This window comes from Sorangiineae bacterium MSr11367, assembly GCA_037157805.1.
In the GTDB taxonomy this organism is placed as follows: domain Bacteria; phylum Myxococcota_A; class Polyangia; order Polyangiales; family Polyangiaceae; genus Pendulispora; species Pendulispora rubella.
Genome location: CP089983.1, coordinates 12,685,478 through 12,708,262 on the forward strand (window position 1 = coordinate 12,685,478; position 22,785 = coordinate 12,708,262).

20 protein-coding genes are annotated in these 22,785 nt (G+C 65.3%); 11 read left to right on the top strand and 9 right to left on the bottom strand.

Translation table 11 applies throughout. The features are described from left to right. Positions 1–175: 175 nt before the first annotated feature. Entirely contained in the window at positions 176–1,567 is a 1,392-nt protein-coding gene (locus LVJ94_49435) for a hypothetical protein (GenBank protein ID WXB04903.1), read from the top strand. Here LVJ94_49435 and LVJ94_49440 read toward each other — a convergent pair. After that, positions 1,564–2,961, bottom strand: coding sequence for a hypothetical protein (locus LVJ94_49440; GenBank protein ID WXB04904.1), 1,398 nt, complete (start codon positions 2,959–2,961; stop codon positions 1,564–1,566). The genes LVJ94_49435 and LVJ94_49440 overlap by 4 nt on opposite strands. Before the next feature lies 1 nt (position 2,962). Between LVJ94_49440 and LVJ94_49445 the strand changes: the two genes are divergently transcribed. Further along, a complete protein-coding gene (locus tag LVJ94_49445; GenBank protein WXB04905.1) occupies positions 2,963–4,132 on the top strand; it encodes a metallophosphoesterase in 1,170 nt (389 codons plus the stop codon). Here LVJ94_49445 and LVJ94_49450 read toward each other — a convergent pair. Then, a complete protein-coding gene (locus LVJ94_49450; protein WXB04906.1) occupies positions 4,107–6,173 on the bottom strand; it encodes a DUF3160 domain-containing protein in 2,067 nt (688 codons plus the stop codon). The two genes, LVJ94_49445 and LVJ94_49450, sit on opposite strands and share 26 nt — an antisense overlap. Before the next feature lie 84 nt (positions 6,174–6,257). Here LVJ94_49450 and LVJ94_49455 point away from each other — a divergent pair, with 84 nt between their 5' ends. Beyond that, positions 6,258–6,761: a peroxiredoxin gene (locus LVJ94_49455; GenBank protein WXB04907.1), complete on the top strand. Its 504-nt coding sequence runs from the start codon at positions 6,258–6,260 to the stop codon at positions 6,759–6,761. 63 nt (positions 6,762–6,824) lie between these two features. On the opposite strand, the gene LVJ94_49460 is transcribed toward LVJ94_49455, so the two are convergent. Both LVJ94_49460 and LVJ94_49465 read right to left on the bottom strand, forming a co-directional pair. Then, entirely contained in the window at positions 6,825–7,262 is a 438-nt protein-coding gene (locus LVJ94_49460; protein ID WXB04908.1) for a PA2169 family four-helix-bundle protein, read from the bottom strand. Between the two features lie 96 nt (positions 7,263–7,358). Then, positions 7,359–7,640 carry a hypothetical protein gene (locus LVJ94_49465; GenBank protein WXB04909.1) on the bottom strand — a complete coding sequence of 94 codons (282 nt, stop codon included), beginning with the start codon at positions 7,638–7,640 and terminating at the stop codon, positions 7,359–7,361. A gap of 243 nt (positions 7,641–7,883) precedes the next feature. On the opposite strand from LVJ94_49465, the gene LVJ94_49470 reads away from it, so the two are divergent. Then, a complete protein-coding gene (locus LVJ94_49470; protein WXB04910.1) occupies positions 7,884–8,312 on the top strand; it encodes a hypothetical protein in 429 nt (142 codons plus the stop codon). A 16-nt stretch (positions 8,313–8,328) separates the two neighbouring features. After that, positions 8,329–9,294: a ketopantoate reductase family protein gene (locus LVJ94_49475; protein ID WXB04911.1), complete on the top strand. Its 966-nt coding sequence runs from the start codon at positions 8,329–8,331 to the stop codon at positions 9,292–9,294. Here LVJ94_49475 and LVJ94_49480 read toward each other — a convergent pair. Genes LVJ94_49480 through LVJ94_49490 form a run of 3 tightly spaced genes read right to left on the bottom strand, consistent with a single transcriptional unit; the run spans position 9,219 to position 12,556 of the window. Further along, positions 9,219–11,138 carry a VWA domain-containing protein gene (locus LVJ94_49480; protein ID WXB04912.1) on the bottom strand — a complete coding sequence of 640 codons (1,920 nt, stop codon included), beginning with the start codon at positions 11,136–11,138 and terminating at the stop codon, positions 9,219–9,221. The two genes, LVJ94_49475 and LVJ94_49480, sit on opposite strands and share 76 nt — an antisense overlap. A 13-nt stretch (positions 11,139–11,151) precedes the next feature. Beyond that, positions 11,152–11,655, bottom strand: a complete 504-nt coding sequence (locus LVJ94_49485; protein WXB04913.1) for a MerR family transcriptional regulator — start codon at positions 11,653–11,655, stop codon at positions 11,152–11,154. Positions 11,656–11,689: 34 nt separating this feature from the next. Beyond that, positions 11,690–12,556 carry an NAD(P)H-binding protein gene (locus tag LVJ94_49490; GenBank protein ID WXB04914.1) on the bottom strand — a complete coding sequence of 289 codons (867 nt, stop codon included), beginning with the start codon at positions 12,554–12,556 and terminating at the stop codon, positions 11,690–11,692. A gap of 97 nt (positions 12,557–12,653) precedes the next feature. On the opposite strand from LVJ94_49490, the gene LVJ94_49495 reads away from it, so the two are divergent. After that, complete coding sequence (locus LVJ94_49495; GenBank protein ID WXB04915.1) at positions 12,654–13,568, top strand: LysR family transcriptional regulator; 915 nt, start codon at positions 12,654–12,656, stop codon at positions 13,566–13,568. Positions 13,569–13,594: 26 nt separating this feature from the next. Then, positions 13,595–13,825, top strand: coding sequence for a hypothetical protein (locus LVJ94_49500; protein WXB04916.1), 231 nt, complete (start codon positions 13,595–13,597; stop codon positions 13,823–13,825). On the opposite strand, the gene LVJ94_49505 is transcribed toward LVJ94_49500, so the two are convergent. Continuing rightward, entirely contained in the window at positions 13,819–14,775 is a 957-nt protein-coding gene (locus LVJ94_49505) for a CHAP domain-containing protein (protein ID WXB04917.1), read from the bottom strand. The two genes, LVJ94_49500 and LVJ94_49505, sit on opposite strands and share 7 nt — an antisense overlap. Positions 14,776–15,021: 246 nt before the next feature. On the opposite strand from LVJ94_49505, the gene LVJ94_49510 reads away from it, so the two are divergent. Continuing rightward, positions 15,022–16,479: a hypothetical protein gene (locus LVJ94_49510; GenBank protein WXB04918.1), complete on the top strand. Its 1,458-nt coding sequence runs from the start codon at positions 15,022–15,024 to the stop codon at positions 16,477–16,479. A 219-nt stretch (positions 16,480–16,698) separates the two neighbouring features. After that, on the top strand, positions 16,699–17,544 hold the full coding sequence (locus LVJ94_49515) for a trypsin-like peptidase domain-containing protein (GenBank protein WXB04919.1): 846 nt from the start codon (positions 16,699–16,701) through the stop codon (positions 17,542–17,544). A gap of 68 nt (positions 17,545–17,612) precedes the next feature. Here LVJ94_49515 and LVJ94_49520 read toward each other — a convergent pair whose 3' ends face one another. Then, positions 17,613–19,283 (bottom strand): DUF1906 domain-containing protein, encoded by a 1,671-nt coding sequence (locus tag LVJ94_49520; protein ID WXB04920.1) that lies wholly within the window; start codon positions 19,281–19,283, stop codon positions 17,613–17,615. A 757-nt stretch (positions 19,284–20,040) separates the two neighbouring features. On the opposite strand from LVJ94_49520, the gene LVJ94_49525 reads away from it, so the two are divergent. Together LVJ94_49525 and vgrG are read left to right on the top strand one after the other, a co-directional pair. Next, on the top strand, positions 20,041–20,325 hold the full coding sequence (locus tag LVJ94_49525) for a hypothetical protein (GenBank protein WXB04921.1): 285 nt from the start codon (positions 20,041–20,043) through the stop codon (positions 20,323–20,325). 178 nt (positions 20,326–20,503) lie between these two features. Beyond that, the gene (gene vgrG, locus LVJ94_49530) at positions 20,504–22,777 is read left to right on the top strand and encodes a type VI secretion system tip protein VgrG (GenBank protein WXB04922.1); all 2,274 of its coding nucleotides are present in this window, start codon (positions 20,504–20,506) and stop codon (positions 22,775–22,777) included. Positions 22,778–22,785 lie beyond the last annotated feature (8 nt).

Sequence of the window (22,785 nt, forward strand, 5' to 3'; positions counted from 1 at the left end):
CGTCATCGTACCACGTCGCACCATAGGGGCCTCTCAGCCCTGTAAGGTGGTCTTTCGCCTTGCGATCCGACGCCTGGAAAATCTAGTCTGCCCCGGCGTGCCCACCGCCGAATTATGCATCGCTCCCGCGATGAAATAGTTCGTTTTCCGACGTTCCTGGACAGGGAGGCGAATCATGAAACGATGGGGCATTGGTGCATTTGCACTCGTTATTCTGGCAATTTCGGCGGGCTGCAGCGCTTCGGCGGAATCCGATGATCAAACGGCGTCCGATTCGCCGGATTCGAAAGGCCGCATGTACGAATACCGCGTTCACGATGCGGTGGCGCGGGCCGACGAATTGGCCAGTTCCGGCGTGGATTTGCTGGAAAGGCGCCAGGGGAATGACCTGTTCGTTCTCGGCGACGATGCGACGGGCGAGCAGCTGCGCGCACTGGGATTCGACATTTCGTTGCACAAAGAAGTCGTATTGCCGCGGTGGACGCCTCCACAATTGCGCATCAGCAATGAGGAGACGACTCTGGCGGATGTCGCTGAGACCTATTACGGCGGCTACCATACGGTCAATGCGCACTATGCGCACCTCGACAAGGTGGCCACCGACCACCCCGATTTGGCCAAGGTCGTGACGTACGGCCAATCGTGGAAAAAGACCAAGGGCAACGGCGGTTACGATCTGAAGGCCATTTGCATCACCAAGCAAGGCTCGGGCGATTGTGCGCTAAGCCCCAATTCGACGAAGCCACGATTTTTGCTCTACACGCAAATTCACGCGCGCGAGATCACCACCGGTGAAATGTCGTGGCGCTGGATCGATTACTTGGTAGACAATTACGCCAGCGACTCCACCGTGAAGCAGCTGCTCGATACCGAGGAGCTTTGGGTCGTTCCCATTGCGAATCCGGATGGTGTGGATGTCGTTGTGCAGGGTGGCAACAATCCGCGCCTGCAGCGCAAGAACGCGGACAACGCGAACGAGACCAGCACCACCTGCAGTGTGCCCAACCATGGCGTGGACTTGAATCGCAATTTCGCCAGTCACTGGGGCGGCGCCAGCACGACCACGAACGTCTGCGGTGAGACGTACCGCGGGCCGCGTGCGGATTCGGAGCCGGAGACGCAGTCGTCGGAGAGCCTGTGGCGCAAGCTCTTCCCGGCGGTGCGCGGGCCGAACCAGGGCGATCCCTCGCCGCAAACGGCCAAGGGGCTCCTGATGACGCTTCACTCCGACGCGAACACCGTCATGTTCCCTTGGTACTACTCGAACGTGGCGTCGGCGAACGACTCCACGCAGCGCGCCATCGCCCGGCAGCTCGGGTCGATCACGGGCTACGAGTATGGTCGCTCGGGCGAAGTGCTCTACGCCGCCTCGGGCAGCACCGACGACTGGGCATACGAGAAGCTCGGCGTCTCGGTGTTCACCATCGAGGTGGGCGATCCGAACACGTTTGGCAGCTGCAGCGGCTTCCTCCCGCCGTATTCGTGCCAGACGAGCCTCTTCTGGCCGAAAATGCGCCCCGCGTTGATCTACGCCGCCCAAAAGGCCGCGGCACCGTTCAAGCCTTAACCCAAGAAGTACGCCTCGAGCCAAAGGAGTCCGAGCGACACGATCAACGTGGGCACGGTGACCAACACGCCGGTGCGCACGAAGTCGGTCGTTCGGATCTCCACGCCGAGGCGGTGCAGCATCTCGATCCAGAGAAGGCCCGCAAGCGATCCCATCGGGAGAAAGCGCGGGCCGAGATCGCCGCCCACCAACGCGGCGAGCGTGCGCCATGTCTTGTCGCCGGGCAGCTCGCCGATGGCCAGTGCATTGAGCGCCGCCGCCGGATGGTTGTTCAACACGGCCGACCCCACGGCGGAAACGGCGCCGGTGAGGCCGATCTGCGCGCCGGTGTGTTCGCCCGCGCTCGCGTAGATTTGCGCGATGGCGTGGGTCAGGCCCACGTTCTCCAGGCCGAGCGCGGTCACGAAGATGACGAAGAGAAACGCGAGCACGTCCCACGCGACCGAGCCGAAGGCCTGCCCCACGGTCAGCCGCCCATCGCGCACACCCACGATGCAAATGATGAGCGCCCCGCACGCGGCCGCGACCCACACCGGGCCGTCGAAGTACGAAAGAATGGGGTACGAGAGCAGCATCGCCCCGAGAATGATCAGCACCGCGTTGGCGCTCGATTCCATGGGCGCGAGCGACCCATGCTCCGGACCGCGCGCCGGGATGGAATCCTCGAGCTCCTTGCGGAAGGCCACGCGCAGCATCAAATACGAGACGAGTGAGCCCGCCGCCGCCACCGGCAGCATGCGCAGCGCGTACGCGTTGAAGCCGAGGCCCACCCGCTCCGCCACGACCAGGTTCATGGGGTTCGACGTGCACAACGGCGCGATGCCCGCCGAGACGAACACCGCGAACCCGAAGGGAACCACCAGGTACTGACGCCGCGGGTAAAGCCGCGCGATGAGCGGGATGATGATGGGCGTGAGCAGCAGAATGGCGGCGTCGTTGTTGAAGATGGCCGCGGTCAGCGCGCCGATGACGTACACCGTGGTGAAGGCCCGCGTCACCGCCCCGCGGGTGCGGATTTCGATGCTGCGCGCCACCCGATCGAGGATGCCCAGGCGGTGCGCGACGGACGTCATGGCCATCACCGACGCCACGGTCAGGAGCGGCCGCCAAAGCAGGGTGGCCCCGCGCAGGATGTCGTGCCACGCCAGCACGCCGGTCGCGAGCATGAGCAGCACGCCCGGAATGGCCCCGATGGCCGGATCGAGCCGACCGATGCGGGCGATGTGCGGACGGCCGACCACCAGGGAAATCGTCAACGCCAGGGCTCCGAAGGCCGTGAGGAGCACCGAAACAGTGTACCAGCCCGCTCGGCCCGCAACGATGAGCTTGTGAAGTTTCGTGAAGAGCGGAGGCCCCATCCTGGACGTGCGCCGCGCCTCACCTAGGATCGGCACGGTGCGACCCTGGTATTCGATTTTGCCGTTCCTCGCGCTCATGCTCGCGGTGACCGGTGGTCTCCACTATTACCTCTACGCGCGGCTGGCGCGCGCGCCCGAGCTCGAGGCCGTGCAGCAGATCGGCCGCTGGGTCTTTCTCGTGGGCGGCATTTTGACGCCGCTCGGGATCATCGGGGCGCGCAATCTCCCGCGTCCGTTCGCCACGGTCGTCGCGATGGTGGTGTTCAGTTGGATGGGCCTGGTCATCATCGCCTTCTTCCTGACCTTGGCCTCCGAGCCGATCCGCGTAGGGCTGGCGCTGCTCAAGGCCTCGAGCGTGGTGCCGGACGATCCCGAGCGGCGGAATTTTCTGGCCCGGGTGCTCTCGGGCCTCATCGCGGTCGGTGCCGTGGGCGTGGCCGGCTACGGAGTGGCCAGTGTGCTGGCGCCCGTGGTGGTGAAGCCCGTGCGCGTGGGGCTCAAGAAGTTCCCCGAGGGGCTGGGCACCTTCCGCATCGTGCAGCTCTCCGACGTGCACATCGGGCCGACCATCGACGGCCAGTGGCTGCAGAAGGTGGTGGCCCGCGTGAACGAGCTTCAGCCCGACCTGGTGGCCATCACCGGCGATCTGGTGGACGGCAGCGTCGAGGAGCTGGGCGAGCACGTGGCGCACCTGCGCGAGCTACGCGCGAAGCACGGCGTCTTCTTCGTCACGGGCAACCACGAGTACTACTCGGGCGTCGATTCCTGGCTGGCCGAGTTGAAGCGCCTCGGCGTGCGCGTGCTGCGCAACGAGCACGTGACCATCGGTGAGGGCGACGCCAGCTTTCACCTCGCCGGGGTCGACGACTGGCGCTCGCACGAATTCCCTGGCCACGGCGCCGACTTGGAGCGCGCGCTCGACGGACGCGATCCGGCGCGGGAGCTCATCTTGCTCGCGCACCAGCCGAAACAGGCCATCGAGGCGGCGAAATCCGGCGTGGGCCTCCAGCTCTCGGGCCACACCCACGGCGGGCAGATCTTTCCCTGGGGCTTCTTCGTGAAGCTCGAGCAAGGCTTCGTCGCCGGGCTCGATCGCGTGGGGGAAATGCTCCTCTACACGAGCTGCGGCACCGGCTACTGGGGTCCGCCGATGCGCGTGGGCGCACCGGCCGAGATCACGCTCATCGAGGTGCAGCGCCAGGCGTAGTCACCGTGATGGGCGCGAGCCACGCGGGCGGCGTCCATGGCGCGCCTTCGCTGGCCCAGAGCTCGTCGGTGTAGCGGTAGGAATGCTCCGTGATGCGTTCGGAGTACGCCGAAACGTAGCCGCGGTACGTGCGCGTGTGCTTCCCGCCGTCGTGCCGGATCGTGATCGCGATCTCGCGCGGCGGGCTCACGGCGACGTGCAGCACGCGTCCTGCCTCCCTGCCCACGTCGTCTTGGGGGGCGGTGTGCACGTCGGCGATCACGGGTTTGAAGTCGAGGATCTGCTTCTTGTCCATGTACAGATCCGCGTACCACCCGCCAGGTATCTCGTAGGGCCCGTGGCAGCCCACGTGGGAGCCGTCGATGGACACCATGTGGTTCAGGTAATCGATGTCATCCTTGTCGAGCGGCTCGTTGCGGCGCTCCTTTTCGGCCATGGCGCGAAGACGGCCGGCCACGCTCGCGGCGTGCTGGAAGTACCCCTGCAGCCCCCGAGCGTCCGCCGCCAAGAGCAACGCGTCCATCGTGGCACCGCCCCTTCGTGCGAGCTCCTCGAGCGCCGCCCAAAAGGCCGGATAGGGATCCACGTAGCCATCGGGGTAGTCGCAAATACCTTCGGCGAAGGATTGCTTGGCGTACAAGATGTTCGCGTGGCGCAGTTCGGCCCACGACGCCAGCTGCGTGTTCAAGAGCCGCATCCCCCACGCACCGCTGGTGAAGGGCGCGGGAAGCCCTGCGTCGCGTGCGGGTTGGGGCGAGAGCTCGCGCAACGCGTGAAGCCAGCGGTGGTAGAGGCTTCCTTCCCAGAGCGCGGGGTTCGGTGCATCGGACTGCGCGGTCATCTTCGCGAGCGCACCCTGGTATTCGGCGCCGTAGCGCTGGACCTCGTCCTCGAGGAGCGTTCGCGCCCCGGGGTGATGAAGGACGGCCGCCCCCACGTCGAGTGGCGTGGGCATCGTCCGCGCCGTGACCAGTTTTCCGTGGGTGAGGGCCGAAAAGACGTGAGAGTCGTAAACGTAGCGTTGCCCGAGCGTGACAAAGGCGAGGATGTCGTGGCCTGCATCGACGATCTGCGTGTTGATTTGCTGCCGGGCGTGCGGCAAGAAGGCACGAACCACGTCGCGATCGGACGCGTCCTCGAGGTGGCCTGCGAGCGTCTTCATGCCCGCGTCGAACCCCGGCAGGGACATGGAATCGGGCGGGCCCACGAGCGCCTCCTGCGTCGAATCGAGCGTGCGCCACTGCACCTGGGCGTCCGGCGTGAAGAGACGGCGCAGCAAGGCCACCACGCGAACCACGCGTCGGTTGACCGTCCAGTCGACGTTGTTGCCTTCGGCCATTCGAAACTCGACGCGCCCGAGCCAGGACATCGCCCGAAAATACTGTTGAAGCTCGGTCGACCGCGTGTAGTGCCCTCGCGGTTTCAACATGGAGAAGTCGAACGCCATGCCGCCGAACAGGGCGAGCTTTGAGCCCTGCGCGTAGTTCGCGTTCTCCACGATGGCGTCGATGGCGTGTTCGTCTGCGCCTGCGATGGGTTGGAGCGGCTTGCCCGTGGCCAAGCGGGCGGCCACGGTGAGGTAGGTGTCGAGATCACTCCGTGCCTCGGCGTTGCCCGTTGCGTGTGCGAGTTCGCTCCGAAGGCCGTTCAGCAGACGTTCGAGCGCAGGCATGAGCGCCAGGTACTCGACGCTGGCGAGAATGTCGTCGTAGGACGACGACCAGCCTTCGAGGATCGCATCTGCGGTGACGTAGACGGGCTGGTGCTTGCGAAACAGATCGGCGTATCCGCGATGGAAGCTCTTGGCGCTGCGCTCGCCGATCGCAAGCCCATACTTCGACAGGAGCTGCGCCTCCGAGCCGCCCGGACCGGAGGGAAGATCCGCGACATGCTCGGCGGCCGAATGGTCCTCCACGTGAAGCGGAGGCTCCTCGGGCTGAATGAGGCGGTTTCGGTGCGAGTGCGTCCAAAATGCCCACCCACCAACGCCCACGGCTGCGGTGATGGCAAACGAGAGCGCGACCTTCGAACGGGGGCTCATCAGCCCTTGGACGAAACGCCCTGCGAATCGATGCTAGGCTGCGCGCCGTAAAAAAGAATCCATTCACGACAAACGAGGTCGATCATGATCAAGCCGAACGAGCGAATTCCGAATGCCACCCTTCATGAATCCAAGGGCTACGACGAAGCGACGCACTGTCCGACCGCACCCGAGGCCGTGGAGGTCGAGGCCCTCACCAAGGGCAAGAAGGTCGTCTTTTTTGGTCTCCCCGGCGCGTTTACGCCCACGTGCTCGAGCAAGCACGTGCCCGGTTACGTCGAGGCGTACGATGCGCTGAAGGCCCAGGGCGTCGATGAAATCGTGTGCGTCAGCGTCAACGACGGCTTCGTCATGGGCGCTTGGGGTCGCGATCAAAAGGTGGGCACGCGCGTCCGCATGCTGGGCGACGGGAGCGCCGACTTCACGAAGAAGCTCGGCCTCGAGCTCGATCTCACGGCGAAGGGCATGGGCGTGCGTTGCCAGCGCTTCTCCATGCTCGTCGTCGACGGCGTCGTGAAGAGCCTCAACGTCGAAGCCGGCGGCAAGTTCGAGGTCAGCGACGCGCAGACGATGTTGAAGCAAGTGTAATAGGACCCCGCTCCCGCTCCCGATCTCTCAAGAGAATCGGGAGCGGGATCGAGAAAGAGCCGGTTACGAGAGCTGCCGCTTCAGGGCGCTCATGGTGGCGTGCGAGGTTCGCTGGAGCGGGAGCACGCGGGTTTCGATCAGCGAACGCGTGGTCGTGTCGAGGTTGCCCAGGTCGGACTGGTAGTCCCGGTTGCCGTGGTCCTCACCCTCTTCCAGCGCGCTGATTGCGGCCTTTTCGCCCAATGCGGCGGCACCGCCCTCGACCAATTTGGTGAAGGTTCCCCATGCGCCGGAGGTGTCGGCGGGCGTCCCGCCGAGTTGCCGAATGTACTCGGCGAGTATGGCGGCCCGCTGTTCGTGCGACTGTTGGCACGACACGAGTTCCTGGCGATGGGTCGTCGTCTTCAAGTGCTCGAGCGCCTGCCGGTAGGTCTCCACCGCGGAGATCTCTCCGCGCAGAAACGAATTGAGCTGGTTGACGCTTTTTTCGGTGGCTGTCATCGCAATCCTCCTTTCGGTGCCACACGTGCCGTGCAGCATGCGGGGACACTTTGCGGATTCCGTGCCGCAGCGCCGGACTGGACGAGCGGGATCGGTTCAGAGCACCTCGATCAACGGGCTTTCCGGACGTAGTTGCTTGGGCAACCGTTTGCGCGCGCCGTCCGCGGACTCCGACGATGGTGCCACGGCGAGGTGAATGACCTCGTACTTCTGCTTCTTGGTCGGCGCTGCCTGCTTGATGAGTTGCTGCATCTTGCGGATGGCATCGAAGCGCGACGTCGAGCGGCACTGGCAATCCGGAAGGAGCGGGCACTGCGCGAGGATGCTGCCGTCGTCTTCGTAGCGAAGGATAATGGGAAGGTTTCGTAGCGAGTTCATGGGGTGTGGCATCCCTTCGAAAGCGATTGGTTGGTCCCCCACGGCGGGCGGTACATGCCGGAATCGGGCCCGCGCCCGAAACCCCTGAAACGGCCGGAGCATCGGAAAGCGCGCAGAAATTCAATGGAGGCAAATTGCCCCGCTGTGCGTGATGTACTCACCCTACCGAGCGCGTGCAGGAAAGCGCTTGCTGGCGTCACCGCTCAGCTACAATCCGGTCCCTCGTTGGGAGGGATCGCACCGGTGGACGACTTCATTCCAAAAATTCTCGAACCGATCGATGACGACCACGTGTACGTCGCGCTGGCCGTGCGCGTGAAACGCTGCGCGGGCTGTCTCCGGCCCATGATTCCCGCGGCCGATCGCATGCCGCTCTACTCCGCGGGCTTCCCGCACATGACGACGGAGCAGCAGGCCAGGCGCGCGGGGTGGCCCGACATCACGCTCTACGCCGTGAACGTCGAAGGCCGCCACATCTGCGACGAGTGCGCCGTGCAAGGCCACGCGAAATTCCTGTGCGCCCTGTGCGACGAGGAACGCGAGGCGAACGCCATCCAAGCGCGCTTTGGCACGCGCGCCGATTACCTCTGCAAGCCGTGTTACGCGACCGTGCCTGCGGCGCAGTGGGATGCCAAGAGCGAGGAGCTCGCCCACAAGCACCGGCACGATTGAAGAGACCGAGGAAGCCGTGGAATCGAGCACGCTGAAGCAGGTCGTCCTTTGCGGTGCCGGTGCGTTGGGCGCGACCTACGCCGAACGCTTCTTCGCGCTCGACCCGGCGTGCATCGCCATCGTGGCCGGCGGCGAACGCCGGGCGCGCATCGAGCGCGAAGGCCTCACCGTCGATGGCCGCACCGTGCACCCGCGCTGCCTCGAGCCGGGCGGCACCGCCGAGCCCGCGGATTTGCTTCTCGTCGGGGTGAAGCAGCATCACTTGGCCCAGGCCATCGACGACGTGCGCGGCTACGTCGGCGACCGCACGATCATCGTCTCCTTGCTCAACGGGATCTCCAGCGAGGAAATCCTGGGCCGCGCCTTTGGGGCGGAGAAGCTCCTGAACGCCTTCGTGGTCGGCATCGATGCCGTGCGCGAGGACGGTGTGGTGCGCTACTCGAGCATCGGTCGCCTCGTGTTCGGCGCGCGCTCGGGCGATCGCACCGATCCGCGCGTTCTGGCGGTGCGGGCGCTCCTCGAGCGCGCGGCCATCCCGTACGAGATCCCCGAGGACATCGTGCACGCGCAGTGGTGGAAGTTCATGCTCAACGTCGGCGGCAACCAGGTTTCCGCCGTGCTGCGTGCGCCCTTTGGTGCATTGGCCACGGTGCCCGAGGTGCGCGAGTTGACGCGCCTCGCGGCCCTGGAGGTGATGGCCGTGGCCCCGCACGAGGGCGTTCACCTCACCGAGACGGACCTCGAGGCCGTGTTCGCGCTCATCGCGCGGCTGGGCCCCGACGGGAAAACGTCGATGCTGCAGGACGTGGAGGCGGGTCGAAAGACCGAGGTGGAGATCTTCGCCGGCACCGTCGTCGAACTCGGCCGCCGGCACGGTGTGCCCACGCCGGTGAACGCGATGCTCGGTCAGATGCTCGCCGGGCTCGAAGGCATCGCGCGCGCCCGCCGCGACATCGAGCGAATGACCTCGCAGAAGGGGTGAAGCTGGGCCGGGTCGATGTGGGCCTGGGCAAGCTTCGCGCAGCAGGCGGTGCATAGATCGGCCGTCTGCAGTTTGACTTCGATTTCCGCGCGCAGTTGGCAAAAGTCGAAGATGCAGCCGCGGGTCTCGCGGTGCAGCAGCGCCAGATGATCGTACTGGGCCGAGCGCGCATAGAGGCCGAAGAGCAGCGCCTCGTAGGCGATGAAGGCCTCGGGGGCCACGGCCGCGGTCTCCGCCCAGCCGTGCAGCGAGACGATGGCCACGCCTTCCGCCGCGTGCCAATGCGAGAACCAATGGTCCTCGAAGCCGCGCTCGGTCACCACCAGGCGCACGGACGCGGCCAAGCTTTGCGCGCCGGCGACGAGGCTTCGTTCGTCGGACTTCGTCAGCAGCGCGTGCGGCCCCGGTGCCTCGGGCAGGGCGCCTTGCTGCAGCCGCGTGCTCAGCGCGATGCCGCCCAACGTGGAGGCCACGGAGAGCAATCCACGCGCGGCGCGTTCGACCACCGGGGCCACCGCGTGGCTGGTGGGCACGAGCAGCAGCAGTCCACCGGTGGGGATCATCGCGCGTCCCGGCGGCGGTGTCGCCGCGGGCGCGGGCGAATCACCTTTGCGCATGGCCTTGCCGCTCAGCGCGCGTCCTTTGAGGGAGCGATGGCTCTCGTAGTAGAACTGCTTGCGCGAGAACGCGTCCATGTGCTCGCCGAACTGCGCGGCCTTCTGCCGCAGCTGCTCGGCCAGCGCGCGCACCTCGTCGTCGCCGGGCGACCCGAGCTCCAGCGCCTTCGCCTCGGCCAGCAGCCCTTGCCGCGCGTCGGTCATGCGGCCCGCGCGGTTTTGCTCCAGCGCCGCCTGCGACGCCCGCGCCACGCGCAGCCGTGCCGCGAGCCGCAGCACACCCTGGTCGCGGGGTGCCGTTTCGCAAGCTGCGTCGCCCGCGCGCTGGATCGCCAGCGTCACGGGGGCGGTCGCCATGACGCCGTCGCGGTCGCGCAGGCTCACCGCGAGGGCGATGTCCTCGTCGCCGGGCGGCAGGTGCAGCTCGAACACGAGCTCGAGGAGCTGCTGCGAGACCAGCGATCCCAGCTCGAAGCGGAATCCGCCGTCGGCCGGGTGCGCGGGGAAGTCGTTGAGCGAAACGACGCGGACACCCCGGGGAGCCTGCACCTGCACGGACACATCGCGTGCGGTGATCTCGAGCGTCTCGTCGACCTCCGCCTGGACGAACTGCGGGATCTGCCCTGCCTCCTCGATGAAGTAGAAATTGCCGCCGCCCGCTTCGGCCAGCCGCCGTAGGAGCACCTCGTCGAAGTCGCGGCCCACGCCGAACGTCGAGGTGGTGACACGCCGCTCGCGCAGCGCGCTGGCATGGTGCACGAGCTCGTCGGGGGAGGTGATTCCCCGGTTGGCGAGGCCGTCGGTGAGCAGCAAACATCGGCCGACGTGCGCGGGCTCGAGGCCCAGCGCCACCTGCTCGCAGCCCGTGAGCCATCCGCCACTCAGGTTGGTGCTGCCGTCCGCCTCCAAGGTGTCCAGCGCGGCCTCGGCGCGTGCGCGCGCTTCGGCGGTCGCGGGCTGCGACGCGGTGAGCACCTTGACCTCGTCGTGGTACGCGACCGTGCTGACGCGGTCCGACGGCCGCAGCACGCGCAGCACGTGCCGCGCCGCCTCCTGCACGCGCTCGAGCTTCTTGCCCTCCATCGAGCCGGAGCGATCCAGAACGAGCGCCAGATTGACCGCCCGGCGCTCGTTGCGCGAGGGCGCCTCCGGGGCCTCCAGCGATACCGCCAGGTAGCGCACGTCGCCGCGCGAGGGCACCACCCTTCGATCGAGTCCGATGTTCATCGTCGTCCCCTGTTCATTCGAAGATCCGTTTCGCTTCGTCGAGCAACAGTTGAACCTTTCGATTCATCTCGCGCGACAGCGGCCTGCGCAGGTGCAGCTCCACGTCGTCCGCGAGGATCAACCGCTCCCACTGCGCGCGCGCACGCGGAAATCCCCGTCCCTCCGCCGATTCGGGGGCGCGCTCCCGTTCCCGACCGAGCAGCGCCTGGACGTACTCCAGCGCCGCCCCCTCGTCGCGCGCAGGGGGAGCGGGGCTTGGCGCCGCCAGCGCGGTCCGCACCTCGTCGTCGCTCATCGCGGCGAGTTGGCTGCGGATGTTCGCGAGCGGCAGATGCTGTTGCTGGAGCTGCCGAATCAGCCGCAGCCGATCCAGGTGCCCTTGCTCGTAGCGCGTGTGCGGCCCCGCCGGTGAGGGCGGGGCCAGAAGCCCCTGCTGGATGTAATAGCGAATCGTCCGCGGTGTCAGCGAGGACTCATCGCTCAACTGCTGCAGGGTCAACCCCTCCCGATCCTCCACGAGAACCAAGTGTTGCCACTGATACTGTCAACTGTCAAGACTGCGCTGTCACGAGTGCCGCGATGGCGGCGTCGACGGGGATGCGACCTTTGAGGGCTTCCTTTCCGCCGCCGCGGAACTCGATCCAGCCTTCGTTGAAGCCCTCGAGCATGCGCACGCGTGGCCCGGGGTTCTTCATGCCCTGGGCGAGGAAGAGATCCTGCCAGGTGGCCGGCGGAACGGCCGTGGCGTGGACGGGCTTTCCGAGCGCGCGCCCCAGAGCGCGGGCGAGATCGTTGGGCGAGACGCGGGTGGGACCTTCGAGCTCGACGATGCGCTGACCCGTCCAGGTTTCCTGAAGGAGCTCCGCGGCGACGCGCCCCACGTCCTTGATGGCCACCATGGGGAACGGTTTGTCGAGCGGCTGCAGGTAGCTTGGCACCATGCCCGCGTCGCGGGCCGTCGGCACGTCCCACGCGGCGTTCTCCAGAAACCAGGCCGGCCGCAGAATGGTGAGCGGGAGCGCGGCACCGCCCAGCGCGGCCTCGATGAGCGTGTGCTGCGAGAGCAGGTTCTCGTGCGGGGCATCGGCGCCGATGGTCGACAGGTAAAGCGCGCGCGCCGGCTTCGCGAGGGTGAGCGCCCGCACGAAGCTTTGGGCCAGTGCCCGCGCCTCGGGAAAGCCGGGCTGCGGATCGAAGGCGGGGGGCGGCAGGATGAACGCCGCCGTCGCCCCTTCCAAGGCACGCGCCAGCGCGGTGCTGTCCTCCACCGTGGCCAGCGCCACCTCACAACCGAGCCGAGCCCATTCTTCGCCCTTGCCCGCGTCCCGCACGATGGCGCGGACGGGCTTGCCAGCCGCCAGCAAGGTGCGCGCGACGTTTCCGCCGACTTTCCCCGTGATCCCCGTGATTGCGTACATGTTCGTGGCCTCCGAGGGGATCTCTAGGCGCGGCCCACTGTTGCAGGTGGTGTCATTGCGTCACATCATTGGTGATGCAGAATCAACAGAGGCAGGCATGGCGTTCGACGCGCGCGTGATCTCCAACGTCGGTGTTCTCGCCGCCATCGTGCAAGGCGGCAGCTTTGCGCGGGCGGCGGACGCGCTCGGCCTCTCGCGCTCGGGCGTGAGCCGCGCGGTCTCGCGGTTGGAGGCGCGCGTCGGCGTGCGGCTTCTCGATCGAACGACGCGGGCGGTGGCGCTGACGGACGAGGGCCGCAAGCTCTATTCCGAGGTGGCGCCCCTGCTGAACGGCATCGAGGATGCGGTCACGGTCACGTCCGGGGCTTCGATCGCCGTGCGTGGCCGCCTGCGCGTGAACGTCGACGCCTTCTTCTCGCGGCTGCTCTTCACGCCGCACCTGCCCGCGTTTCTCGCGCTGCACCCGGAGCTATCGCTCGAGCTGATCGCGCGCGACCAATTGGGCGATCTCGTGGGCGAGGGCTTCGACATCGCCGTGCGCTTCGGCACGCCGCCCGAGTCGTCCTTGGTGGCGAAAAAGCTGCTCGAGACACGCACCGTCACGGTGGCGTCACCTGCGTACCTCGAGAAACACGGCTGCCCCAAGGTCCCCGCGGATCTCGCGCACCACGCCTGCATCCAAGTGCGCGATTCGCTGACCGGTCGCCCCATCGACGAGTGGCGCTTTCAGAAGAACGACGACGTCGTTCACGTCCGGGCCACCAGCCGCCTCATGGTGGCCGAATTCGGAACCTTGCTCGGCGCTTGCTTGCAGGGCGTGGGCATTGCGCGCTTCAAGGCGATTGGCATCGAGCCGCTCTTGCAGGACGGCTCCCTCGTCCAGATCCTCGGCGACTGGCCCGGTGAGATCTTTCCATTGTACGCGCTCTACCCCTCGCGCCACCTTCCGCCGGCCAAGGTCCGCGCATTCATCGATTTCATCGATGCGCGCATTGCGCAGTTCGTCCAGTAAGGTATCCCGCAGATAGGAGACGCATCATGACCACCGGAAAGAAATTGGCTGCATCCGCCATTGTGGGAATCCTGGCCGGCGTCGCCGTCCTCGGCAGCGCTCGAGCCAGCGGGAAGATCGCGGGCGACGGCGATGGTCCCGCCAACCTGGAGTCTGGAGAGAAATCCGGCTGTGGAGGCCACGACGGTGGCAAATGCAATGGAAAGTGCGGCTCGAAGAACGCCTGCAAAGGCGCCTCGTTCCCTCTTCCTCACTGAGTTCCGGTGGTGCACGCCGGGGAGATGAATCCGTCGATGCGGTAGCCGCCCATCGTGCTCGACGTGCTGCCGACCGTGCCGGAATACGAGGGCATGTTGGTCTTGACGTGGGACGTGCTCGGGCCGTTGGGGCCGTTCCAATTGCCGCTGACGCTCTGGATGGTGCCATCGTCGTTCACCACGGTGACCAGGGCCACGTGATCGGCATACCCGCCGCCGTTGGAGTTGAAGACGACGGCGTCGCCCACGTGCGGTGTGTCGTTGAGGGTCCCGTGGTTCTTGCCATAGAGGTAGAAGCTGCCGGCCGCGGGGGATAGGCCGTCGACGTCGATCTTGCCGGTGGAGTTCCACACCCACTTGGCAAAATCGGCGCACCACTCCTCGGGGCTGCCGCCGTTGCCCGTGCAGCTCGAGCCAAACGCGTGCTCGCCAGTGCTGATCGTGTCGCATGCACCCTTGCCGAGGTTGTCGTTCGCGCGCTGGGCGATCTCGCCGCCGACGGTGCACGCGTTGGCTTGGAAGTCCTGCTGGCCGGCTTGAAAGGACGAGACGAGGGTCACTTGATCCTGAACGAGGCCTTTTCCATCGTTGCCGACGAGGCCTTGGGCGCCCAATCCACCGCCGCCGACGCGCAGCGCGTGGAAGGGCATGGCGACCTTCTCGCCCGTGCGCTCGTTGGTAAACGCGATTTCGGTGTGCGCGTCGTTCAAGGCGTACGTGCCGCCTTCCCGGCAGCGGGTCGAGGTCGCGCACGGGCTTCGCCATAGCGAATAATGCCCCTCGTCGCCAAAGGTGATCTCGCGAATCGTACCCTCGGTGGTCGCTCGGTACGCGCCCCGCAGGTGCATGGGCGTCGCTTCATCCTGGGATGACGAGGAGGAGGACGAGCAGCCCGCCAGCACGCATTGCGACAACACCACGACGTTCGCGACCGCCCACCATGCTCTCATGAAATCACCTCCGGACCGGAGCTCTGCAACGCGTGGGCCGTCCGTGATGGTGTCGCGTATACGCTGCATATACGTAATATTCCGCCCCAGGGAAACGCGCGGGGAAGCATTGCTTCCGCGGCGGAAACGGAGGTTCCTGCTTCGCGGGGCAACCGAGCGAATGAACGGCGCGTTTGACGGGTATTCGCGCGTTGGTGCAACCCTTGCTGAAGGCCCGACTGCACATCCAAACGCGAGGAGAAAGTCATGATTCGCCATTCCGTGAAGTTGCTGAGCGGGCTCGTAGTGGGGGCGACGTGGATTGCGGCCTGCGGCGGCAAGAACACGACGGAAGGCATGAACGATCCGCTGGTGATCGAGGCGTCGGAGGAGACGCGCTCGGCGCTGGGCGTGACCATTTGGGGCGTTCGGGCCGAATCCGGGGGGACGACGGTCATTCGCGGTTACGACGGTTCGAATGCGGCCGTCGTCGAATTTCGCCGCGAGGCGCGCGCCACCGACGCGATGCAAAGTACCGTGACGACGACCGTCACGGGGCCGGGCGTTCGCGCGAAGATGAAGAGCCGCGCGGAATCGACCCTCCATTACGTCGATTCGGCCGCCTCGCGCAAGACGGACGGGACGACGAACCTCGGTTTTCAGATGTTCGAGAATTCGTTCGCCAACGACCCGAACGCGCGGCGCATCGTGGACATGCTCGACCGGGACGCGAAAGCGCACCCTCCGCACTCCCGGGACAGCGGCGGGAAGGGCCTGGTGAAAACGAGCTCGCTGGTGGAGCCCACCGACGCAGGCCTGGTGACCGGGACGTGCCTGTCGCTGACCACGGATTGTGCAACGAGCCTCATTGCCCTCGTGGGCGATGGCATCGACCTCGTCGTCAAGTGCGCCAAGATGGGCCAGGACGGCCTTCTGCTGCTCACGTGCTCCGGCTCGGGCAGTTGCGCATCGAGCGGCGATTCATCGATTTCGTCCGATGCCCAATCCTGCGCGGAGCAGGCCCGCAAAGCCGTCACGTCGACGGAGGACGCGGTGAAGTCGTGCACGACGTCGTGCGGGGGATCGGATGGCGGGACGGGCAGCTCGGGCGGGGGAGGAAACTCGTCGGGCGGCGGTGGGAATCCCCAAGGCGGTAGCGGCAGCGACGGTGGTGGCGGGAGCAGTGGTGGCGGGTCGGGAGGGGGCAACGGCAATGGCGGTGGGGGCGGCAATGGCGGCGGTGGTGGGGGCGGCACGAGCAACGACGCGGTCGCCCGGGCACGCGAATGGGTCGATGCCGAAATGCCCTATTGCCAAAGCGCCAAAGGCAAGCCCGATATGGCCTGCGGTGGAAGTTGCCCGCGCACCGGTGCCGCCGATCGCGTGGATTGGAACGACTACCGCTCCGACTGCTCCGGGCTCATTTCGTATGCGTGGGGATTGCCCGCACCCGGCCGTGTCACTTGGGAATTCGCGCCGAAGGATACGAGTGTGAGCGAGGTCGTCGCGCCCGATCAGATTCAACCGGGTGATGCGCTCAACAAAGTTCCCGATGGTCATATCATCCTGTTTGCCGGCTGGAACGACAAGGCGACGGGGGAGGCCCGCATCATCGAGGAAGCCGATTGCGGGCGGGTGGCCGAGGATCACCCCACCACGCTGACGGTGCGCGGTAGCTCGTTCCTGCGCAACGGCGTGGAGTACGTGCCCATTCGGCATCGCTGACGAGAGCTCATCCCCCGTCGAGGGCACCTCCGTGTGGCACGATCTGTTGCGTGCGCGCAGGAGTCAGCCAAATGGACGACTCCCGCCCGCACCAATTCGGACGCACGCTCTCGAGTGCATCGCGGGCATGCTTCACGGGGGGAGTCGCAGTTTGGGCCGATCCTTTCCCAGTGAGGGCATACCTCCGCCCGCCGTGCGGCGAAAGGATTGGATGGACTCATGAAAATTGGAATGCTGTTCTTGGCCTCTTCGGTCTCCGTACTTGCTGCTTGCGCTGGCGCCGACGACTCCACGTTGGAAGATGTCGATTCGACGGGTACGGAGGAGCAGGCCCTCAGGGTCGCGGATCACCCGGACTTCGTGCGCAAGATGCGCGACCGGGAGCACTACGTGGTGAACCGCGAGCTCGCGACGACCGAGAGCATCTGCGGCGTGGATGACAAGCAGTACGTCAACTCGTACAACGGGGCGCTCGGCGTGAGTCAAGCCTTCGTGGCCGCCCGCAAAAGGCCGGTCGGCGCGATGGAGACGTCGCCCACCAGCGGGAAGTACTGCACGGGCACGCTGATCTCCTCCAACCTGTTCCTCACCGCGGGCCACTGCGTCGACAGTTCGACGGTGGGCGACTACGTGTCGTTCAATTACGAATACAACGCCGCGGGGACGGCGACGCTGCCGCAAAGCCATTATCAGATTACCGCCATCGTCGAAGACGCCCTCGGCAGCGTCGACTACGCGATCGTCCGCCTCGCAGGCACGCCGGGCAGCACCTGGGGTACGACCGCGCCGCTCGTCTCCGACCCGGCGGCCGGTGCGACGTTGGCCATCATCCAGCACCCGAGCGGCGACCGCAAGCAGATCGAGGCGGGCACCCGTTTGGGCCTCAGTGGCAACTACATGACCTACGGCAATATCGACACCGAGCCGGGGAGCTCCGGATCGGGCATCCTGAATGCCAATGGTCGCCTCGTGGGCGTGCACACGAACGGCGGCTGCACGTCGAGCGGTGGCTCGAACAGCGGCGTGCGCATGACGCGGATCTCCGCCGTGTCCGCGGTGCTGTAAAACGGAAAAACCCCGCGCGGACCGAGATGTTCGCGCGGGGTTTCTTTTCTGGAAAGCGCTTTAGCGAATCAATTGCATCTTCGCAGGCCTTGTTGCGACGGGTTGGCATCGAAGGCATCGGGGGTTTTGAGATCCACGCCGGGGACCCATCCCCAATTGCCATTGTCGTCGCCGAGGGTGTGGTACCAGGTGGTGTTGCCGCCGGCGTGGCGCTCGCCGGTGCCCCAGCAATCGAACCAGCTGTAGGCGGTGCGCACGTGGTTCACCACGCTGCTCGAATAATTCGCGGCCGAATGCATCGCGGCCCCGGCGGTGTTGGTGCAATAGAGTTTGCCGTCGTCGTGCACGGAGCAATCGGAGGCCGAGCCACCGCATTGCTTTAGGCCGTGCGCGCTGGGATTGGCGTCGAACGAATCCGGCGTGCTCAAGTCGACACCGGGGACCCATCCCCAATTGCCGTTGTCGTCACCGAGGGTGTGGTACCAGGTGGTGTTGCCTCCGGCGTGGCGCTCGCCGGTACCCCAGCAATCGAACCAGCTGTACGAGGTGCGCACGTGGTTGACGACGCTGCTTCCGTAGTTGGCGGCCGAGTGCATCGCCGCGCCCGCGGTGTTCTTGCAATAGAGCTTTCCGTCACCTTGCACGTCGCAGTTGCCCGACGAAGGCGGAGGGGAACCACCGCCGTCGCACTGGCGGAGGCCGTGGGCGCTCGGGTTGGCGTCGAAGGCATCGGGGGTGTTGAGGTTCACGCCGGGAACCCATCCCCAATTGCGATTGTCGTCACCCATGGTGTGGTACCAGGTGGTGTTGCCGCCGGTGTGGCGTTCGCCGGTGCCCCAGCAATCGAACCAGCTGTACGAGGAGCGCAGGTGATTCACGACGCTGCTTCCGTAGTTCGCGGCCGAGTGCATGTCGGCGCCCGGGGTGTTCTTGCAATAGAGCTTGCCGTCGCCGTGCACCGAGCAATCACTCGGCGGAGGGCCTCCGGGCGGGGGATCCGTGGGGTTGCCGCCGCCCGATCCCGCCCACTGCCCGAAGTCGTTCGCGACGGCATGATTGAGATCGCAGCAGCCGCCGCTGCCCGCGGCCGTAATACCGTTTTGCACCTGCCGGAGTTGCGCGCGCCCATCCCAATTGCCGCCGGACCACGCGTAGGTTTGCCACCCGTAGCCGATTTTGCCCGCGTCGAAGAGGCGTCGGATGACGTGGTAGCCGGCATACGCGCCGGTTCGTTGTCGACCGATGACCGAGGCGACACCATCGAAGTAGGCGTTGATGGTACCTTGCTGATCTTCGCGCGCGTCGAAGTCGACACCGAAGTAAATCGGCCGGCCTGCGGGCATGCCGAGCGCGTTGGCCTGACGGATGGCTTCGTTCGCCTGGGTGACGCCGCCGTTGTAGCCGTCGAGGGCATCGTGTGCGCTGTACTCCCAAACGAGCACGATATCGACGCCGGCGTTGCGGAGTTGTGACGCTTCGCCCCCCGAGAGAACTTTCGAATTGGGCAGCCAGCTCAAATAGCGAGCCGCAAAGGTGTACCCCTCCGCGCGAAGCCGCGAGGGCGACGGCCGTGCAAAGGAGTAATCGACGCCCTTTTGCACGATCTGAACGCCGTCGCTGGTGACCCCAAGGTCGTCATCCTCGTTGCCACCATCGCTCGCCGCGCAGCCTCCCACGACACACGCCGTGAGGAACAACAAGCAGAATCCAAAGAGAAGGTGAATCGGACGTCTTTGCATGATTCGATTCCTCGTTTGATCGGGAAACGGTTTCGAAAGACAAGAGCGCTCGATCGCCATGCCATGAGCCGGCGCATATCGAGGATCCAAGCAAAAGAACTGGTCGTCCCCCGGCGCCGCACTACCGAATCATGAACACCACACCAATGTAGGTTATGGTACTGAATCTACCGTCACGAACGTTATTGGAAGCCAGATTTGCTTATCACGTCGATCGGTCGAGTCCAGCGGGAAATCATTCTTCCCTCCGAGATTCTCGGCGCGCCAGTGTCAAATTCGATGCGTGACGCAATTTGAATCACGTGTATGCGCCATCATGGCGCACTCGCGTACTCCATCCGCGACCCCACGCGAAACGCGATACATCGCGAGGTGCACGAAACGGAGTTCACCACCTCGTGGACGGCCGGTCTCATCGTGTCTCGACCTTTCGAGCACGTACGATCGCGTAGGGGACGATGGGCCGACCTTCTCGGGAAAAATCTTCCAGGGAGTGCGCTACGGCACGAGGGCTTGCCGATTCGCGAGATCTATTTTGAATATGAATATTTGTAGCCTCATTTGCCGTGGAAGGTAGGTGCAGCTGTCGGGACGCCGTGTCCCAGGGCGTGATAGGTCCAGTGAATTCTCTAGAGAATGCGGCACGGGAAACCTTCACCGGGACGATGGCGGCCCGGCTCGGGTTTACGCATGTCGAAGTGGTGGGGACGCCCGTCGGAAGTCCGGGCGCCTATGAAAAGGTGGAGGTCATTTTCAGATGAGCGCGGACGATGACGAGAAGCTGGTTCAAGCACTACGGGAGCGCGAACGTCAGGGGGCCACGCTCCTCGAGTTGGTGGACCTCGTGCACGAATGGTACTTCGTACCGAAGTACAATCGAGGTATTCTGATGATGCCGTTCAATAATGCGTTTGGACTGGGGCCGCTTGACTTCAGCAAGGTGATCTTCGCGTGCCAGATCTTCGGCAACGGTGCCTCGGTTGGGATCAACGAGACGGAGGTTCTCTTCAAAAAGAGGCTCGAGGAGATTCGCCGCGGATAGAGGCGCTCGTAACGGAGGGGGCCCGATTCGAGGGGTAGAGGGCGCGGCTGAGCTCTGGGCTCGACGTTGCGCAGGAGGCTGCGGTTGCGGGATGAGGTGCAGGGCTCCCCGGGCGGTTGCGTGGGCAAGAGGCCCACTAAAGTTTTGCACCCAAACGGCCTCCAGGTGATGCTGTGCCATGGCCAATTTTGGTGACGTCGCGAGCATCTTTGGCACCATCCACGAGGACTTTGCCTTCAAGCTCACTGTCACCGATGTCGACGAAGCTTTGCTCCGCGTCGCCTCGTTTCGCGCCGTCGAAGAGCTCTCGGCTCCCTTTCGATACACCGTCGTCGTAGGGACCGATCCCGAGTCCACGTCGAAGCTCGAAGAGGCGCTGGGCCGCGATGCGACCTTCGTCGTCGAGCGCGAAGGAAAGCCGGTGCGCCGCGTCCACGGGATCGTCACCGACGTGAGCCCGGATGGCGCATTCATCGGCCAATCGCAGGCGCGCGTGGTCCTCACCCTCGAGCCTCGGCTGGCAAACCTGCGCTACAGCGGCGGATTCCGCATCTTCCAGGAAAAAGCCGTGCACGAAATCGTGGGCGAGCTCTGTCAGGCGGAGCAGATCGAGTGCCTCTGGTACGTCCATCCGGTGCCGCAAAAACGCGACTATTGCACGCAGCTCGACGAGAGTGATCTCGAGTTCATCACCCGCATCGCCAGCGAAGAAGGGATGCACTATTTCTTTCAGCACGACGAGCAGAAGACCAAAGTCGTATTCGTCAACGAGCCAAAGGGATATCCGGAGATCGAACCGGATCTCTCCATCACCTTCAACGAGACGCAGGGCGCGGTCGCCGACGAGCATGTGCGCAACATCCAGCGCGGGCAGCGGGTGCGTGTCGGAGCATTCGAGCATCGCGATTACGACTTTCTCGAGCCCGGCAAGGCCCTGGTGGCGCGCGCCGAAACGAAGGGCCAAGAGACCACGGCCAATTCGCACCGGCGCGAGTGGCGGGATTACCCGGGTCGGTTCACCGACAAAGACGGCCCGGGCAAATCGCTCGCGGAACTGCGGCTCGACGAGGCCCGTTCCGACGCGGCCATCGTCACCGGTACGGCCTTTTCACCGCGGCTCGTGGCGGGGGGCACGTTCAGCGTATCGGGGCATCGCGACGACGGATTCAATCGGGCTTTGCTCCTGACCCGTGTGGAGTTCGACGGCGCGGTTCAAGGTGCTTTGCGCGAAGCCGTGAGCTCGCGCGGATCGATCGGGGTCACATCCTTCATCGCCGTCCCTGCGGAGATGCCCATTCATCCGCAACGCGTGGAAAAGCCCCCGAGCCGCTTGCAGAGTGCACGCGTCGTCGGGCCCAAAGATGGAGAGCCGTTCGTCGATGAACATGGCCGGGTGAAAGTGCAGTTCTTTTGGGATCGAGATGGCCAGTTCAACGAAAAGAGCTCCTGCTGGGTGCGGATGATGACGCCCGTTGCGCATGCGGACGAAGGCTTTTGGCAGGCGCACAAAGTCGGCTCGGAGGTGGTCGTCGGGTTCATCGACGACGACATCGACCGGCCCATGATCCTGGGCGCCGTCTACAACGCCGCGCAGCCGCAGACGTATCCGTTGCCGGGCCAGGTTGCCAAAAGCGTGTGGCGCACCAATAGCATCCCGGGCAACAAAGGATTCAACGAGATTACGCACGACAACTCGGCAGGGAAGGAACAAATCTTCGTTCATGCCCAGCGTGATCTCAAAGAAATCGTAGGGCACAATCACAATACCGCCGTCGCCGCGAATCAGAGCAATTCCGTGGGCGCGCACCAATCCGTGTCCGTGGGCGCCGCGCGCGAAGTCACGGTGGGAGCCAACGAGACGACGAAGATCATCGGCCATCGGAAGGAGACCGTCGACACCGGCGAAGACGTGACGGTGACCGGCAATCGTGATCATACGGTGAAAGACGGCGACGACCATTTGACCGTCACCACGGGGAATCGCACAGTTGATATCACCGCGGGCAACCATACGACGAACGTGAAGGCCGGTCTCACCACCTTGGAGACGAAAAACTGGAATGCGCACGCCACCGAGAAGATTTCCCTGACCGGGGATCAGGAGATCTTCGTCCAACAGGGCGGTACGAAGGCCACGTTCAAAGGCGGAAACGTGACCTTGGAGGTGGCCGCGGAAACGAAGGTGACGCACGGGGGAACCACGATCCTCATCGACAACGCGGGCAAGGTTACCATCACGGCGGCGCCCGAATTGGAGGTCACCTGCGCGGGTGCGCAGCTCCTCATGGCCGGTGGGAAAGTGGCATTGACCGCGCCCGCCGAGATCAAGCTGGCGGTGGGCGGGAGCGGAATCACCATTAGCCCATCGAGCGTGTCGACCCTGGCAGCCACCGTCAAGTCGACCGGGATGACGTTGAACGAGATCACGGGGCTGTTGGTGAAGTTGAATTAGGAGGACAC